At 60.2% G+C, this 14,763-nt stretch carries 16 protein-coding genes; 5 read left to right on the top strand and 11 right to left on the bottom strand.

Annotated features, from left to right (window positions below; translation table 11 throughout):
- Nucleotides 1-8: 8 nt before the first annotated feature.
- The gene (locus IEX40_RS16315) at nt 9-977 is read left to right on the top strand and encodes a polyprenyl synthetase family protein (RefSeq protein WP_188750213.1); all 969 of its coding nucleotides are present in this window, start codon (nt 9-11) and stop codon (nt 975-977) included.
- A gap of 21 nt (nt 978-998) precedes the next feature.
- Here the strand turns inward: IEX40_RS16315 and IEX40_RS16310 are convergent, their stop codons facing one another.
- A complete protein-coding gene (locus tag IEX40_RS16310; protein WP_188750211.1) occupies nt 999-1,658 on the bottom strand; it encodes a thiopurine S-methyltransferase in 660 nt (219 codons plus the stop codon).
- 132 nt (nt 1,659-1,790) lie between these two features.
- On the opposite strand from IEX40_RS16310, the gene fabA reads away from it, so the two are divergent.
- Entirely contained in the window at nt 1,791-2,306 is a 516-nt protein-coding gene (fabA, locus tag IEX40_RS16305) for a 3-hydroxyacyl-[acyl-carrier-protein] dehydratase FabA (protein ID WP_188750209.1), read from the top strand.
- 106 nt (nt 2,307-2,412) lie between these two features.
- The gene (gene fabB / locus IEX40_RS16300; RefSeq protein ID WP_188750207.1) at nt 2,413-3,630 is read left to right on the top strand and encodes a beta-ketoacyl-ACP synthase I; all 1,218 of its coding nucleotides are present in this window, start codon (nt 2,413-2,415) and stop codon (nt 3,628-3,630) included.
- 126 nt (nt 3,631-3,756) lie between these two features.
- Here fabB and IEX40_RS16295 read toward each other — a convergent pair whose 3' ends face one another.
- From IEX40_RS16295 to moaA, 7 genes are all read right to left on the bottom strand, one after another.
- Nucleotides 3,757-4,497 (bottom strand): lysophospholipid acyltransferase family protein, encoded by a 741-nt coding sequence (locus IEX40_RS16295; protein WP_188750205.1) that lies wholly within the window; start codon nt 4,495-4,497, stop codon nt 3,757-3,759.
- A 1-nt stretch (nt 4,498) separates the two neighbouring features.
- Nucleotides 4,499-4,750 (bottom strand): molybdopterin converting factor subunit 1, encoded by a 252-nt coding sequence (moaD, locus tag IEX40_RS16290; RefSeq protein ID WP_188750203.1) that lies wholly within the window; start codon nt 4,748-4,750, stop codon nt 4,499-4,501.
- Nucleotides 4,747-5,232, bottom strand: a complete 486-nt coding sequence (gene moaC / locus IEX40_RS16285) for a cyclic pyranopterin monophosphate synthase MoaC (RefSeq protein WP_188750201.1) — start codon at nt 5,230-5,232, stop codon at nt 4,747-4,749. The genes moaD and moaC overlap by 4 nt, the downstream gene beginning before the upstream one ends.
- The gene (locus tag IEX40_RS16280) at nt 5,229-6,347 is read right to left on the bottom strand and encodes a 1-acyl-sn-glycerol-3-phosphate acyltransferase (RefSeq protein WP_188750199.1); all 1,119 of its coding nucleotides are present in this window, start codon (nt 6,345-6,347) and stop codon (nt 5,229-5,231) included. Before IEX40_RS16280 ends, moaC begins: the two co-directional genes overlap by 4 nt.
- Nucleotides 6,348-6,420: 73 nt before the next feature.
- Nucleotides 6,421-7,659: a molybdopterin molybdotransferase MoeA gene (locus tag IEX40_RS16275; protein ID WP_188750197.1), complete on the bottom strand. Its 1,239-nt coding sequence runs from the start codon at nt 7,657-7,659 to the stop codon at nt 6,421-6,423.
- Nucleotides 7,656-8,198 carry a molybdenum cofactor biosynthesis protein B gene (moaB, locus tag IEX40_RS16270; RefSeq protein ID WP_188750195.1) on the bottom strand — a complete coding sequence of 181 codons (543 nt, stop codon included), beginning with the start codon at nt 8,196-8,198 and terminating at the stop codon, nt 7,656-7,658. Before moaB ends, IEX40_RS16275 begins: the two co-directional genes overlap by 4 nt.
- A 73-nt stretch (nt 8,199-8,271) precedes the next feature.
- Nucleotides 8,272-9,270, bottom strand: coding sequence for a GTP 3',8-cyclase MoaA (gene moaA, locus IEX40_RS16265; RefSeq protein WP_188750193.1), 999 nt, complete (start codon nt 9,268-9,270; stop codon nt 8,272-8,274).
- Between the two features lie 110 nt (nt 9,271-9,380).
- Here moaA and IEX40_RS16260 point away from each other — a divergent pair, with 110 nt between their 5' ends.
- Nucleotides 9,381-9,764, top strand: coding sequence for a SirB2 family protein (locus IEX40_RS16260; RefSeq protein ID WP_188750191.1), 384 nt, complete (start codon nt 9,381-9,383; stop codon nt 9,762-9,764).
- On the opposite strand, the gene rfbD is transcribed toward IEX40_RS16260, so the two are convergent.
- Both rfbD and ssb read right to left on the bottom strand, forming a co-directional pair.
- On the bottom strand, nt 9,699-10,676 hold the full coding sequence (rfbD, locus tag IEX40_RS16255) for a dTDP-4-dehydrorhamnose reductase (protein WP_188750189.1): 978 nt from the start codon (nt 10,674-10,676) through the stop codon (nt 9,699-9,701). The genes IEX40_RS16260 and rfbD overlap by 66 nt on opposite strands.
- Nucleotides 10,677-10,679: 3 nt before the next feature.
- Entirely contained in the window at nt 10,680-11,186 is a 507-nt protein-coding gene (gene ssb / locus IEX40_RS16250; protein ID WP_188750187.1) for a single-stranded DNA-binding protein, read from the bottom strand.
- Between the two features lie 211 nt (nt 11,187-11,397).
- Between ssb and uvrA the strand changes: the two genes are divergently transcribed.
- Nucleotides 11,398-14,217 carry an excinuclease ABC subunit UvrA gene (uvrA, locus tag IEX40_RS16245; RefSeq protein ID WP_188750185.1) on the top strand — a complete coding sequence of 940 codons (2,820 nt, stop codon included), beginning with the start codon at nt 11,398-11,400 and terminating at the stop codon, nt 14,215-14,217.
- A 118-nt stretch (nt 14,218-14,335) separates the two neighbouring features.
- On the opposite strand, the gene rplQ is transcribed toward uvrA, so the two are convergent.
- The gene (gene rplQ / locus IEX40_RS16240) at nt 14,336-14,734 is read right to left on the bottom strand and encodes a 50S ribosomal protein L17 (protein WP_188750183.1); all 399 of its coding nucleotides are present in this window, start codon (nt 14,732-14,734) and stop codon (nt 14,336-14,338) included.
- Nucleotides 14,735-14,763 lie beyond the last annotated feature (29 nt).

Below are 14,763 nucleotides of genomic sequence, written 5' to 3'. Positions count from 1 at the left end.
GTAACGCTATGCAGCCACACCAGCTCAACCCGCTGATTGAACCGCAGTTCGACGCGGTCACCGAGTACATCCTCAACCACCTCGGATCCAACGTTCCCCTGGTGGAGAGCATCGGCCACTACATAGTGGAGAGTGGCGGCAAACGCCTGCGTCCGCTGCTGGTACTGCTGGCGGCCAACGCCTGCGGCTACTCCGGTCAGCAGCACATCCCGCTGGCGGCGGTGATCGAATTTATCCACACCGCCACCCTGCTGCATGACGATGTGGTCGACAACTCCGAACTGCGACGCGGCAACGCCACCGCCAACGCCAAATGGGGCAACGCCCCAAGCGTACTGGTCGGTGACTTTCTCTACTCCCGCTCCTTCCAGATCATGGTCGAGATCGGTGAGATGGCGATCATGCAGGTGATCTCCAACGCCACCACGGTGATTGCCGAAGGCGAGGTGCTGCAGCTGCTCAACCAGCGCAACCCGGATACCACCGAAGAATCCTATATGAACGTGATTCTCGGCAAGACCGCGATGCTGTTCGAAGCCGCCACCGAATGCGGCGCGATTCTGGCCAACGCCAACCCACAACAACGCGAAGCACTGCGACTGTACGGTCGCCATCTCGGCATCGCCTTCCAACTGGTCGACGATGTCATGGACTATCTTTCCAGCAGCGAAGAGATGGGCAAAAACGTCGGCGACGATCTGGCCGAGGGCAAAGCCACACTACCGCTGATCCATGCCATGCGGGAAGGATCGGACAGCGAGCGCGCACTGGTGCGCGAAGCGATTCGCAAGGGTGGTCTGGACGATCTGGCTCCTGTCCTCGACATCGTGCACCGTACCGGGGCGATCGAGTACACCAAGGCTCAGGCCCAGGCTCAGATCGATCACGCGCTTGCAGCGCTGACCGAGTTGCCGCAGAACAGCTTCCGCGACACCCTGACCAGCATCGCCCGGATGGCGGTCGAACGTACCAGCTGAAGCAACCGCTCCGTGCACCGCCTACTGGCGGTGCAACAGGTACGCCACCTCGCGCTCCAACCCTCGCGGCGTCTCGACACGCTCTCCTGCTGCCAGCGTAATCACCGTAAACGCCGGCTCGAACAGATCGCGCACCTCGCTTTCAAATACCGAGAACGGCGGCCCATCACCCTCACTCACCGAGAACTGCGAACGATCGTCGCCCGCCAGCTCCAGCGTCACCAGCAGCATCTCGACACCGGGCTCGATACGCTGCGCCAACCGCTCCGCGTAGCGTCGCCTCATCGCCGGCGGCAACGCAATCAACGCCGCCCGATCGTACACCGCGCCGATCCCACGAAACACCTCCCAGGGCAGCTCGAAGATATCGCCGGTCAACAGCACGATGCCGTCGCGCTCGCGACGGTGGTAGTTGTCGATGGTGATCGCCTCGACCTCGACACCCTGCTCGTGGAAAAAATCGCGACAGGCGATATCACTGAGCTCCATGCCCAACACCTCATACCCCTGCTCGCGCAGCCAGAGCATATCCCGTGACTTGCCACACAGCGGCACCAACACCCTGGTACCGGGCTTGACGATCAACTTTGACCAGAACTGCTGCAGCCAGGGGTTAAAATCCGCTTGATGAAACCCGATTCGACCTTCCTGCCAGCGCTGATGCCAGAAGTTATGCTCCATAATTCCAATATCCCACCTAAGTCGATCGCTGAATGCGTAAATTAACTGATGCAGTCCGTGCCTCACGGACCGCTAACCGGTATAATAACCCGCTATTCTGAAAAAAAACGGATGTGGATAAACAGTTTTCTCATGACCAGACCCTCTTCCTTTGAACGCGAAGACCTCATTAAGTGCGGTCACGGCGAGATGTTTGGCCCGGGCAATGCCCAGCTGCCAGTCGACAATATGCTGATGATGGATCGCATCACCCGGATCAGTGCCGAAGGCGGTGAGTTCGGCAAAGGCGAGATAATCGCCGAGCTCGATATCCACCCCGATCTCTGGTTTTTCAACTGCCATTTCCCCGGCGACCCGGTCATGCCCGGCTGCCTGGGCCTGGATGCCATGTGGCAGCTGGTCGGTTTCTTCCTTGGCTGGCGCGGCAACAAGGGCCGCGGTCGTGCATTGGGTTCCGGCGAGGTAAAATTCACCGGCCAGGTTCTTCCCAGCGCCAAGAAAGTCACCTACAACATCCAGCTGAAGCGTGTTATCGAGCGCAAACTGGTGATGGGAATCGCGGACGGCTCGCTGTCGGTTGACGGTCGCGAGATCTACACTGCAAAGGATCTGCGTGTCGGCCTGTTTACCCAGACCGATAACTTCTAATCCATAAGCGCAGCCCGCTGCATGATCCTTGTTCAACTTCACTCAGGAACTTGATCATGCGCTGCATATCCAACAACCAGAGTTCGAAAATATAGAGAGGCTACACATGCGACGTGTCGTAGTGACCGGTATGGGGATTGTTTCCTGCCTTGGTAACGACAAGGAGACAGTTCTGGATTCTCTGAAACAGGGACGCTCCGGCATCAAGTACCAGCCGGAATATGCCGAGCTGGGCTTCCGCAGCCAGGTGGCTGGCAGCGTCGACCTGGATATCGATGCCGTGATCGACCGCAAGCTGCGCCGCTTCATGGGCAATGCGGCGGCCTATGCCTATATCGCGATGGACCAGGCGGTAAAAGATTCCGGCCTGAGCGAAGACCAGGTCTCCAATGTGCGTACCGGCCTGATCGCCGGCTCCGGCGGCGCCTCCTCCGCCGATATCGTTGAGACTGCAGATATCCTGCGCGACAAGGGTGTCCGCCGCGTAGGCCCCTACCGGGTAACCCGCACCATGGGCTCAACGGTATCGGCCTGTCTGGCAACACCGTTCAAGATCAAGGGCGTCAACTACTCCATCACCTCCGCCTGCGCGACCAGTGCTCACTGCATCGGTAACGCCATGGAGCAGATTCAGCTCGGCAAGCAGGACGTGGTGTTCGCCGGTGGCGGCGAAGAGCTGCACTGGTCGCTTACGGTGATGTTCGATGCCATGGGCGCACTGTCCAGCAAGTACAACGAGACACCGGAAAAGGCCTCTCGCGCCTACGACGCCAACCGCGACGGCTTCGTCATCGCCGGTGGCGCCGGCATGCTGGTACTCGAGGAGCTGGAGCACGCCAAAGCGCGCGGCGCCAAGATCTACGCCGAGCTGGTCGGTTACGGCGCCACCTCCGACGGTTATGACATGGTCGCCCCGTCCGGTGAGGGTGCAGTACGCTGCATGCAGCAGGCTCTGGCCACCGTTGACGGTGAAGTCGATTACATCAACTCCCACGGCACTTCGACCCCGGCGGGCGATATCCAGGAGCTGAAGGCGATGAAATCCACCTTCGGCGACAAGATGCCGCCGGTCAGCTCGACCAAGTCGCTGACCGGTCACTCCCTGGGCGCCACCGGCGTGCAGGAAGCGATCTACTGCCTGCTGATGCAGCAGAACGACTTCATCTGCGCATCTGCCAACATCGAAGAGCTGGATCCGGAAGCAGAGGGTCTGCCGGTCGTGACCACACGCCAGGACAATGTGAACCTGGAGCGCGTCATGTCCAACAGCTTCGGTTTCGGCGGCACCAACTCAACGCTGATATTCCAGAAGTATCACGACTGATCCGGCGTTCGCGACATAAAAAACCCGTCCTAGGACGGGTTTTTTATTAAGTACAGAATGTACGCTATGCCGCAAGCGCATGGATGCGCAGGAGCGGCTATATCAGGTTGTGGAAACTTCCAGCACTCAGTCGATCGCACCAATCTCCCGCATCGCCTGCTCCATCCACAGCGCCATCTCGCCATGGAGTTCATCGACACTGCGACCCTCGACCTGTATCGGCGCCCCCACTCGAACCTGCACCGTGCCCGGATACTTGATAAATGACTTGCCAGGCCAGAACAGACCAGCGTTGTGCACTAAGGGCACAATCGGCACTTCGGCCTTGACCGCGAGCATCGCGCCACCCTTGTTCATGCGCCCAATCTTGCCGGCCGGCACCCGGGTCCCCTGGGGGAAGATCAGTACCGGCAGGCCACTCTTGAGGCGGGCGACACCCTGCTCCAGCAACTGGCGCAGTGCGCCCCGGCGGTCTGAACGATCCAGCGCGATCGGCTTGAGCAGGGCCAATGCCCAACCGAAGAACGGGATCTTCAGCAGCTCACGCTTGAGCACTACCACCTGCGGCCGTACCAGCAACTGCAGGTAGAGCGTCTCCCATTCACTCTGGTGATTCGCCACAACCACGAACGCCCCGGAGGCCGGCAGGAGTTCGCGCCCTTCAACCTCGACACGCACCCCGCAACAGACACGCAGCCAGGCGATATAGAAGTAATTGATGCTGCTGAGCATGGCAAAACGCGGCCTGAACGGCAGCAGGGGCCCAATCAGCAGACATACAGCGGCATAGAGGACGGTGACAGGATAGAAGCCAAGATAGTACAGGGCCGCTCTCAGCCACAGCAGAGGTGTCGATCGCTGAGCCAACTCAGCCTCCTGTTACCGGTGGAAAGAAAGCGACCTCGTCGCTGTCGGTCAACTGAGTTTGCAATGTGCACATCTCCTGATTGACGGCGCAGAGCAGACGCTGGTCGCGCAGCGTAGCCGCCCAGGGCTCGCCCCGCTCCTGAGCCAACCAGGCGATCAGCTGCTCGACTGTATCGACCCCTGACGGCAGCGCCAGGGTTTCGCTATCGATGCCCAGCTGTTCCCGTACGCTGGCGAAATAAACCAGTTTCATTGCTCATCCTCACGTCGCCAGTGCCCGCTCTTGCCGCCCTGCTTCTCCACGAGCTGGACAGCCTCGATCACCATACCGCGATCCACCGCCTTGCACATGTCATACAGCGTCAGCGCCGCCACCGAAGCGGCTGTGAGCGCCTCCATCTCGACACCGGTCTGGCCGCTGACCTTGCAGCTGGCCTCGATATCGACGCAGCTATCAGCCTCGTTCGGGGTTAACTCCACCCGGACCCCGGTCAGCATCAACGGATGGCAGAGCGGAATCAGTTCATGCGTGCGCTTGGCCGCCTGGATGCCCGCGATCCGCGCAACCGCAAGCACATCACCCTTTTTATGGCCGCCTTCGAGGATCAGCTTAAGGGTTTGCGGCAGCATCCGCACCCGCCCTGCTGCCACCGCCTCGCGCGTGGTGACCGCCTTGTCGGACACATCGACCATCGTTGCACGTCCCTGCTCGTCCAGGTGGGTCAAACGACTCATACTCCTGCCTCCGCACGCTTGTGGTTGAACACCGGATTGGCGTACATCTGTTTCATGATCTCACGCGCCGGGCCCTCGACCTGGGCCAGATGGGCATCGAACTGACTCTGCGCTTCCGCATCCACCTGCTCGCCTGCGGCGGCCAGGTTCGACGGGTGCAGGAAATAGTTCAGGTAGATCTGGCGATCGATCTCCTGTGCCAGCTGCTCCGGCGTTTCGAAACTGCCGCGAATCGGCTCGCCGAAGCCGACGTGCACATGCCCCTTGTTGCCGGTTATGCCCTTGACGATACTGTCGATATCCTCGAACTCGCCCTTCTGGTAGACGCCGGCACTGGCCTTGGTCGCCAGCTCGTTGGCCTTGCTGGCGTCGCAGGGATCATACTCGTAGGAGATCGACACCGGCACGATATTGAGCCGTTCCACTGCCTCGCTGAAACTGCGCTCCTTGCGCTGCGACATGTAGAACATCTTCAACAGTGCCGGGTCGGTGCGGTCGTTGCCATCCTTCGCACGCCCCTCCCGCTGCGCAATCCAGATCGAGTGGCCGCTCTGGATACTGTGATCGATATAGCCGGAGAGCTGATTCAGTGCCGTCATCATCTCCCGTCCGCGTGCCGAGCGATTGACGATGAAGCTCTTGTTCAGGCGCATCAGATCGGAGATATAGGGCTTGCGTAGCAGGTTGTCGCCGATGGCGATACGCACCGTGCTCATGCCGTACTGGTACCTGACCCAATTGACGAAGGCCGGATCCATCGCGATATCGCGGTGGTTGGATACAAACAGATAGGCTTCATCCTCATCCAGCCGCTCCAGACCCGAGCAGGTCATGCGCGTGGTGGTGCGTGCAATCATCTTGGCCATGTAATCCGCCACCATTGTCTGGAAGCCTTTCACATCCTCGACGTCGCCGATACGCGCCGCAAGCAGGATCCGCACGATCGGCCGAAATATCCAGCCAGCCCACTCGGAGAGCCTTGGGAACTGATAATGAGTGATCGCGCGAATAAACTCATCGTTGTGAATCAAACCGTGGAGGACGTCGGCGACCTCGTCATCCCGGTAGGGCCGAATCGCCCGATACGGATCGTTAAGCAGATCTTGTTCACTCATGCGCAGCAAGCACCCTCGAGCATCGCGTCAAAAAGGCGCATATTTTAGCGAAACATTGGAAAATTTTCATTTTTCACGGGCGCAGCAACATCGCCAACGGGAAGAACTCGAGCATCTGCCCCTGTTCAACCAACGTACCGGCCGGTACCCGCAGCAGACCGTTGGTATTCAGCAACGAGCTCAGCATGCCGGAACTCTGGTTGCTCCAGGGCGTGGCGACGCCATCACTGGTGCAGTTGACGCGCAGATATTCATCCCGACTCTGCGCCCGCATGCGGCTGAACCCCGCCCTGACCGGCAGCGAAAACGGCTCGGTTGTGGTCACTCCCTGCGCCTTCAGCAGACAGGGTTGTGCCAACAAGGCAAAGGTGATCAGTGCAGAGCCAGGATTCCCCGGCAAGGCGTAGAGCGGCACGTCTGCCACCCATCCGGCCGCAAAGGGCTTACCCGGCTTGATGTTGACCTTCCACAGATCGATCCGGCCGAGCTTTTCGATCGCGGCCTTGACGTGATCCTCCTCCCCCACCGAGACGCCGCCTGTGGTCAGGATCAGATCGGCCACTTCCGCGGCTTGCCGCAGCGCGACCTCTGTCGCCTCCGGCGTATCGGCAACCGCGCCCAGCTCCACCACCTGCATCCCCAGGGTCTGCAGCAGGCCGCGGATCAGGTAAGCGTTGGAGTTATAGATCTGACCCGCGGCGAGCGGTAAACCCGGCTCCACCAACTCATCGCCGGTGGAGAGTATCGCCACCCGTAGCGGCTTATACACATCCACCTCGGCAACACCGATCGAGGCCAACACCCCCAACGCCACTGGCGTGAGGCGCGCTCCCGCCCCCAGCACCAGAGTTCCAGCGGCCAGGTCCTGCCCGCGCGGACGGATATTCTGCTGCGCGCGGACACCAGCCGGCACCACCACCCGATCCCCTTCGACCCGCACCTGCTCCTGCATCACCACCGCATCGGCACCAGCGGGTATCTCCGCGCCGGTAAAGATCCGTGCCGCGCTCGCCGCAGTGAGTGCTGCAGGAGCGCTCCCGGCGGGAATGCGCTGACTTATCCGCAGCCACGTCTCGTCGTTCGGATCGAGGTCAGACAGGCGTACCGCATAACCATCCATCGCACTGTTGTCGGCCGGCGGCACATCCACCTCGGCATAGATATCGCTGGCCAGGATACGACCGGCCGCCGCTGTCAACGGACAGCGCTCCCGTTGCGCGCGGCACTCAGCCCGTGCCAGCAGCTGTTCCCGCGCCTGCGCCAGGGGCATCAACCCGGGCTGGCCGCAGCCCGGCTGATCGCATCCGCTCATGGCAATGCCCGGCGCTGATCGCGGGCGCGGATCAGCGTATCGACAAAGTTACAGGGGCGATGCCGGCTATCAAGCTGCTCGGCGATCACCTTGTCCCAGCCGGTACGGCAGGCGCCGGTGGAGCCCGGCAGGCAGAAGATCAGTGTGCCGTTGGCCAGACCGGCCAGCGCCCGTGACTGAATAGTGGAGCTGCCGATCTCCTGCCAGGAGATCTGCCGAAACAGTTCGCCAAAGCCCTCTACCTGCTTGTCCAGCAACGGCGCGATCGCTTCAGGGGTGGAGTCGCGATGAGAGAAGCCGGTCCCCCCGGTCAGCACTATCACCTGCACCTCGGGATCGGCGATCCACTGGGATACCTGAGCGCGCAGACGATAGACATCATCGGCTACCAGTGCACGATCGGCGAGGCGATGACCGCTTTCCTGCACACGCGCCGCCAACAGATCGCCGGAGGTATCGGTTTCGCTGGTCCGGGTATCGGAAACGGTGAGTACCGCGATATCGAGGGGGATAAACGCTTTTTCGGCTTGGTGTGCCATACAGGCTCCTACAAAGAACGGGGGGTCAGGGCGCTACAGAGTACAGGGGTTTACGACGAACCTGCCAGCTCTACTAGCCACCGGTCATATTCATGAAACGCAGAATCTGCGGTTCTTCGTCGAGACGGAACTCATGCTTCTCAGGCTTGATATCCATCGCCTCGATCAGCGTCTGCTGCAGCCGTTCCAGATCGCCGGGAGATTGGCGCATCACCTCTCTGAGATCCACCGAGTGCTCATTGCCGAGACAGAGCAGCAGCCGGCCTTCGACGGTGACCCGAACCCGGTTGCACTCGCTGCAGAAATTATGACTGTGCGGGGAGATGAAGCCGATTCTTGATGCGGAATCGCTCATGCTGAAATAGCGCGAGGGGCCGCCGGTGCTGTCCGCGCTGGCCTGCAGGGGGTAGCGAGCGTCGATCAGCTCGCGTATTTCATCGCTGGAGCAGTAGGCTTCGGCACGGCCATGCTCGGTGATCTGGCCCAGCGGCATCTCCTCGATAAAGCTGATATCCAGACCCGAGTCGCGCGCGAACTCGACCAGGTCCAGCACCTCGTCATCGTTGCGCCCCTTGAGGACCACGGCATTAAGCTTGATCCGCTTGAACCCGGCGCTACGCGCGGCCTCGATACCGGACAGCACCTGCTCCAGCCGCCCGGTACGGGTCAGCTCCCGAAAACGCTCCGGCTGCAGGGAATCGAGGCTGATATTGAGACGCTGCACGCCGGCACGCACCAGATCCTCGGCCATATGCGGTAACTGGGAACCATTGGTGGTCAATACCAACTCAATGGGTAACCGGCCCAGACGCTCAATCAGGCTGAGTATGCCGCGCCTAACTAGCGGCTCCCCGCCGGTCAGTCGGATCTTGCGCACCCCCAGACCGACGAAAGCGGCGGCCACATCGTATAACTCTTCCAGGGACAGTACGTCGGCACGGGGCAGAAACTCCATCTTCTCCGACATGCAATAGACGCAGCGAAAATCACAACGATCGGTTACCGACAGGCGCACATAATCAACACGCCGGCCGAAACGGTCGATCAGTTGCGGGGGGGTTGATGTGCTCATACTGTTGTCTCCAATGCCGGGAGCGTAATGCCTGTGAAAATTGACTCGGCCGGTACGATCACGCATTGTCTGCAGCCACACCGACCAAACCCGTCGAACGAGGCGCGAAAATGCTGTACATCACGCTTAAGCATATACATTTAACGACCGTTGCATTGACGATCACACTGTTTCTGTTTCGCGCAGCCCTGATGCTCTGGCGCCCGCAGGCGTTGAACTGGCGCTGGCTGCGCATATTGCCCCACATCGTCGATAGCGTCTTGCTTGCCAGCGCCATCGGCCTGATGCTGGTGATCCACCAGTACCCATTGGTCAATCACTGGCTCACGGCCAAGGTCCTCGGGGTAGTGATGTACATCCTGTTCGGCACCGTCGCACTCAAACGCGGACGCAGCAAAACCGTACGCATTCAGGCGCTGTTTATGGCGCTACTGAGCCTTGGCTACCTGATCGGCGTCGCCCGCACCCACTCGCCGACTCTGGGCCTCTTCTAGCAGCTGTACGGCGTAAAGTTCACGCACCAGGCGCTGCAGTTCCGAGCGCCAGGGGCGTTGGCGTATACCGAAAGTATTAAGCAACTTACTGCATTTGAGTACCGAAGACGCGGGACGTTCCGCGGCCTCTGGCATATCACGCGATGATACCGGCACCAGCTCGGTGACGGCGAGCTCTTCATATTGCCTGGCCGCCGCCAGAATCGCCTCGCTGAACCCGTAGCGAGTGGTCACTTCGGCGCCGCAGTAATGGTAAGTACCCCAGGCCTCCGCGCCATTGGCCAGCTGTTTCAGGATCGCCTGCAGTACCCGCGCCACATCGTCAGCCGAGGTGGGGCAACCGCGGCGATCATCTACCGCCTGGATACTGCGCTCATGACGCGCCTGCTCCAGCGTGCGCAGCAGGAAATTGTTACCGCTCTCACTGAAGATCCAGCTGACCCGCAGGATGATATGACGTGGCAGCAGGCGTCGAATATGCTCTTCGCCCTGCCACTTGCTGTCACCGTAGATGCCGAGCGGTGCCGCATCGTCTGACTCGTTGTAGCCACTGGCGTAGTGGCCATCGAACACGTAGTCGGAGGATAGATGCAGCAGCGGAATGGACAACTCTCCACACAGCGCCGCCAGCTCTGCTACACCTTGGGCGTTTAGCGCATAGGCCTGCTGCGGATCGTTTTCTGCGGGGTCCACACGGTTGAACCCAGCGCAGTTGACCACGTAATCCGGCAGCACCTCGGCCAACTTGTCAGCAATCTGCTTTCGATTGGTGATATCGAGCTGGCGTCTTGAGCAAGACACGACATTAAAGTCCGGATCGCGCTCAAGCAGCCTCACCAGTGCCCGGCCGATCTGGCCACGAGCACCGGTTATCAGAATACGGCTGGGCTCTGCGAAGGGTGTCGCACTCATCGATCAGAAGGGGATATCGTCGTCAAAGGGATCCATATCCGGTGCCGGGGCCGCCGGTGCCTGCTGGGGTTGCGACGCCGGACGCTGCTGCTGACGCGGCTGACCCTGAGGCTGGGACTGGGGCTGGCCATACCCCATTGGCTCGGACTGAGCATAACCGCCGCTTTCACCGCCACGGCCATCGAGCATCTGCAGTTCGCTGGCCACGATCTCGGTGGTATACCGATCCTGGCCATCCTGTCCCTGCCACTTGCGCGTGCGCAGAGAGCCCTCGACGTAGACCTTGGAGCCCTTGCGCAGATACTCACCGGCGATCTCAGCCAGGCGATTGAAAAATACGACGCGATGCCATTCGGTACGCTCTTGCTGCTGACCGGACTGTTTGTCTTTCCAGGATTCGCTGGTCGCCAGGGTCACGTTGGTAACCGCGTTGCCCGAAGGCATGTAACGCACTTCCGGGTCGCCCCCGAGGTTGCCGATCAGAATCACTTTATTGATGCCGCGCGCCATCTTTCTCTCCAGTTGGTTGTACTTGCAAGTTACGCGTCCGGCCACCTCCTGTGCCCGGCACTTTGATCTACTGCGAGAATAACACAGCAAGGCGGTTTTAGGCGCCCCCGCTGTACGCCTATAATAGCGCTTTTGCCCGGGGAAATTGCCAGCAAGCCCATGGTGCTTGACCATAGGTATATTCGCACGCCCCCTTTCTGCCGGAGAGTTCATGGACAAGATTCTGGTACGTGGCGCTCGTACCCACAACCTGAAGAATATCGACCTGGATATACCCCGCGACAAGCTGATCGTGATCACCGGACTGTCCGGTTCGGGCAAATCCTCTCTGGCGTTCGACACTCTGTACGCCGAGGGTCAGCGCCGCTACGTGGAGTCCCTGTCGACCTATGCCCGCCAGTTCCTGTCGATGATGGAGAAGCCCGATGTGGACCACATTGAGGGACTGTCACCGGCGATCTCCATCGAGCAGAAATCCACCTCGCACAACCCGCGCTCCACCGTCGGCACCATCACCGAGATCTACGACTACCTGAGACTGCTGTTCGCCCGTGCCGGCGAGCCGCGCTGTCCGGATCACGACCTGCCGCTGGCAGCGCAAACCATCAGCCAGATGGTCGATCAGGTGCTGGCCCTACCCGAGGGCAGTAAACTGATGCTGCTGGCCCCAGTCGTTCAGGATCGTAAGGGTGAACATCTGCACACCCTTGCCGACCTGCGCGCCCAGGGCTTCGTCCGTGCACGTATCGATGGCATCGTGGTCGACCTGGACGAAGCACCGGCGCTGGATAAGAACCGCAAACACAACATCGAGGTCGTGGTCGACCGTTTCAAGGTAAGGGATGACCTGCAGACCCGGCTGGCCGAGTCGTTCGAGACCGCACTCGGGCTAACCGACGGCGTCGCCCGTGTGGCATGGATGGACGAGGTGCGCGAAGAGCTGGTGTTCTCCTCCCGCTTCGCCTGCCCCACCTGTGGACATAGCATCCAGGAACTGGAACCCCGGCTGTTCTCGTTCAACAATCCGCACGGCGCCTGCCCCAGCTGTGACGGCCTGGGTGTACGCCAGTACTTCGATCCGATCAAGGTGGTACACGATTCGAGCCTGACCCTGTCCGAGGGCGCCATTCGGGGCTGGGACCGGCGTACGCTCTATTACTACCAGCAGCTTAAGTCAGTTGCCGAGCACTTCGGTTTCAACATGGACACCCCGTTCCGCGATCTGGATGCGCAGCACCAGAAGGTGATCCTCAGCGGTAGCGGCAAGGTAGAGGTACCCTTTCAGTACGTCAACGACCGCGGCACCGTCGTCACCAAATCCCATCCATTCGAGGGCGTACTGAACAACCTGGAGCGCCGCTACCGCGAGACCGAGTCCGAGATGGTGCGAGAGGATCTGGCCAAGTACCTGAACATGCAGCCCTGCCCGAGCTGCCAGGGCACCCGCCTGCGTCGCGACGCACGCCACGTCTATATCGATCAACGTACGCTGCCTGAACTGGTACGTCTGCCCATAGGTTCCGCCCGGGACTACTTCACCGGACTCAAACTGAGCGGCAAACAGGGCGAGATCGCCGAAAAGATCCTCAAGGAGATCCGCGACCGGCTCTCGTTCCTGGTCAACGTCGGTCTTGATTATCTGTCCCTGGAGCGCAGCGCGGAGACTCTCTCCGGCGGCGAGGCCCAGCGTATCCGCCTGGCCAGCCAGATCGGCGCCGGACTGGTCGGCGTCATGTACATCCTCGACGAACCCTCCATCGGCCTTCACCAACGGGACAATGAGCGACTGCTCAAAACCCTCGAGCATCTGCGCGACCTTGGCAATACGGTGATTGTCGTCGAGCATGACGAGGATGCGATACGGCTGGCAGACTGGGTCATCGATATCGGCCCAGGTGCCGGCGTTCATGGCGGCCGGGTGATCGCCGATGGCCGCCCCGAGGAGGTGATGGCCTGCACCGAATCGATGACCGGACAGTACCTCAGCGGCAGCCGCAAGATCGAGGTCCCCAAGCAGCGTCACGCCTGTGACCCCAACCGGATGTTGAAGCTCTATGGAGCCAGCGGCAACAACCTCAGAAACGTCCGTCTGGAGATACCGGTGGGACTGCTGACCTGCGTTACCGGGGTGTCGGGATCGGGCAAGTCGACGCTGATCAACAACACCCTGTTCCCGGTGGCCGCAACAGAATTAAATCATGCCACTACACTGGAAGCCGCCCCCTACTCCAAGATCGAAGGGCTGGATCATTTCGACAAGGTGATCGATATCGATCAGAGTCCGATCGGCCGCACTCCCCGCTCCAACCCGGCCACCTACACCGGTATCTTCACCCAGATTCGCGAGCTGTTCTCCGGGACCCAGGAAGCCCGCTCCCGGGGCTATAAACCGGGACGTTTCAGTTTCAACGTCAAGGGCGGCCGCTGCGAAGCCTGTCAGGGTGATGGCGTGATCAAGGTGGAGATGCACTTCCTGCCCGATATCTACGTGCCCTGCGACGTTTGTAAGGGTAAGCGCTACAACCGGGAAACCCTTGAGGTCAAGTACAAAGGCAAGAGCATCCACGAGGTGCTCGATCTGACCGTTGAGGATGCCCGCGAGTTTTTCGATGCCATACCCGCACTCGCCCGACGTCTGCAGACGCTGATCGATGTGGGGCTGAGCTATATCCGTTTGGGCCAGGCGGCGACGACCCTGTCCGGTGGCGAAGCACAGCGCGTGAAGCTTGCACGCGAACTATCCAAGCGCGATACCGGCAAGACGCTCTACATCCTAGATGAACCTACCACCGGCCTGCACTTCTACGATATCCAGCAACTGCTGAGCGTGCTCGATCGCCTGCGCGATCACGGCAACACCATCGTGGTGATCGAGCACAATCTCGATGTGATCAAAACCGCGGACTGGATCATCGATCTCGGCCCCGAAGGCGGCAGCGGCGGCGGCGAGATCATCGCCACCGGCACACCGGAAGAGGTGGCACGCAACCCTGCATCCCATACCGGTCGATTCCTCAAACCGATGCTGTAAGCAGAACCGCGTCCACTCTATCGAGCTGGACGCGTTCTTTTAAACGCTTATGAAAAATCAGCTAAAAAAAAACCCGATCCGCGAGGATCGGGTTTTTTTAACGGCTTATGGCGATTGCTTAGTCTTCAGCAGACTCTTCAACCACAACAGCCTGGCCAGCGGCACGATCAACCAGTTCAACATAAGCCATCGGCGCGTTGTCGCCGGCGCGGTAACCGCACTTGAGAATGCGGACATAACCACCCGGGCGGTTCGCGTAACGCGGGCCCAGTTCGTTGAACAGTTTACCTACAGCTTCATTACTGCGGGTACGTGAGAATGCCAGACGACGGTTAGCAACCGAGTCGGTTTTGGCCAGAGTAATCAGCGGCTCAGCAAAGCGGCGCAGTTCTTTAGCTTTAGGCAGAGTCGTCTTGATCAGTTCATGTTCGAACAGAGACACTGCCATGTTTTTGAACATCGCTTTGCGGTGCGCACTTGTACGATTAAAGTGACGACCAGATTTACGATGACGCATTTTCTAAATCCTTCACAACTCAGGGTTAG

The organism is Marinobacterium zhoushanense (assembly GCF_014641945.1).
GTDB classification, from domain to species: domain Bacteria; phylum Pseudomonadota; class Gammaproteobacteria; order Pseudomonadales; family Balneatricaceae; genus Marinobacterium_D; species Marinobacterium_D zhoushanense.
This window is presented reverse-complemented; position numbering and strand designations above follow the sequence as displayed.

Bases quoted from the DNA above. Each gene is read 5' to 3' on its own strand.
- IEX40_RS16315 (WP_188750213.1), top strand. From the start codon at position 9: ATGCAGCCACACCAGCTCAACCCGCTGATTGAACCGCAGTTCGACGCG.
- IEX40_RS16310 (WP_188750211.1), bottom strand. From the start codon at position 1,658: ATGGAGCATAACTTCTGGCATCAGCGCTGGCAGGAAGGTCGAATCGGG.
- fabA (WP_188750209.1), top strand. From the start codon at position 1,791: ATGACCAGACCCTCTTCCTTTGAACGCGAAGACCTCATTAAGTGCGGT.
- fabB (WP_188750207.1), top strand. From the start codon at position 2,413: ATGCGACGTGTCGTAGTGACCGGTATGGGGATTGTTTCCTGCCTTGGT.
- moaD (WP_188750203.1), bottom strand. From the start codon at position 4,750: ATGAAACTGGTTTATTTCGCCAGCGTACGGGAACAGCTGGGCATCGAT.
- moaC (WP_188750201.1), bottom strand. From the start codon at position 5,232: ATGAGTCGTTTGACCCACCTGGACGAGCAGGGACGTGCAACGATGGTC.
- IEX40_RS16280 (WP_188750199.1), bottom strand. From the start codon at position 6,347: ATGAGTGAACAAGATCTGCTTAACGATCCGTATCGGGCGATTCGGCCC.
- IEX40_RS16275 (WP_188750197.1), bottom strand. From the start codon at position 7,659: ATGAGCGGATGCGATCAGCCGGGCTGCGGCCAGCCCGGGTTGATGCCC.
- moaB (WP_188750195.1), bottom strand. From the start codon at position 8,198: ATGGCACACCAAGCCGAAAAAGCGTTTATCCCCCTCGATATCGCGGTA.
- moaA (WP_188750193.1), bottom strand. From the start codon at position 9,270: ATGAGCACATCAACCCCCCCGCAACTGATCGACCGTTTCGGCCGGCGT.
- IEX40_RS16260 (WP_188750191.1), top strand. From the start codon at position 9,381: ATGCTGTACATCACGCTTAAGCATATACATTTAACGACCGTTGCATTG.
- rfbD (WP_188750189.1), bottom strand. From the start codon at position 10,676: ATGAGTGCGACACCCTTCGCAGAGCCCAGCCGTATTCTGATAACCGGT.
- ssb (WP_188750187.1), bottom strand. From the start codon at position 11,186: ATGGCGCGCGGCATCAATAAAGTGATTCTGATCGGCAACCTCGGGGGC.
- uvrA (WP_188750185.1), top strand. From the start codon at position 11,398: ATGGACAAGATTCTGGTACGTGGCGCTCGTACCCACAACCTGAAGAAT.
- rplQ (WP_188750183.1), bottom strand. From the start codon at position 14,734: ATGCGTCATCGTAAATCTGGTCGTCACTTTAATCGTACAAGTGCGCAC.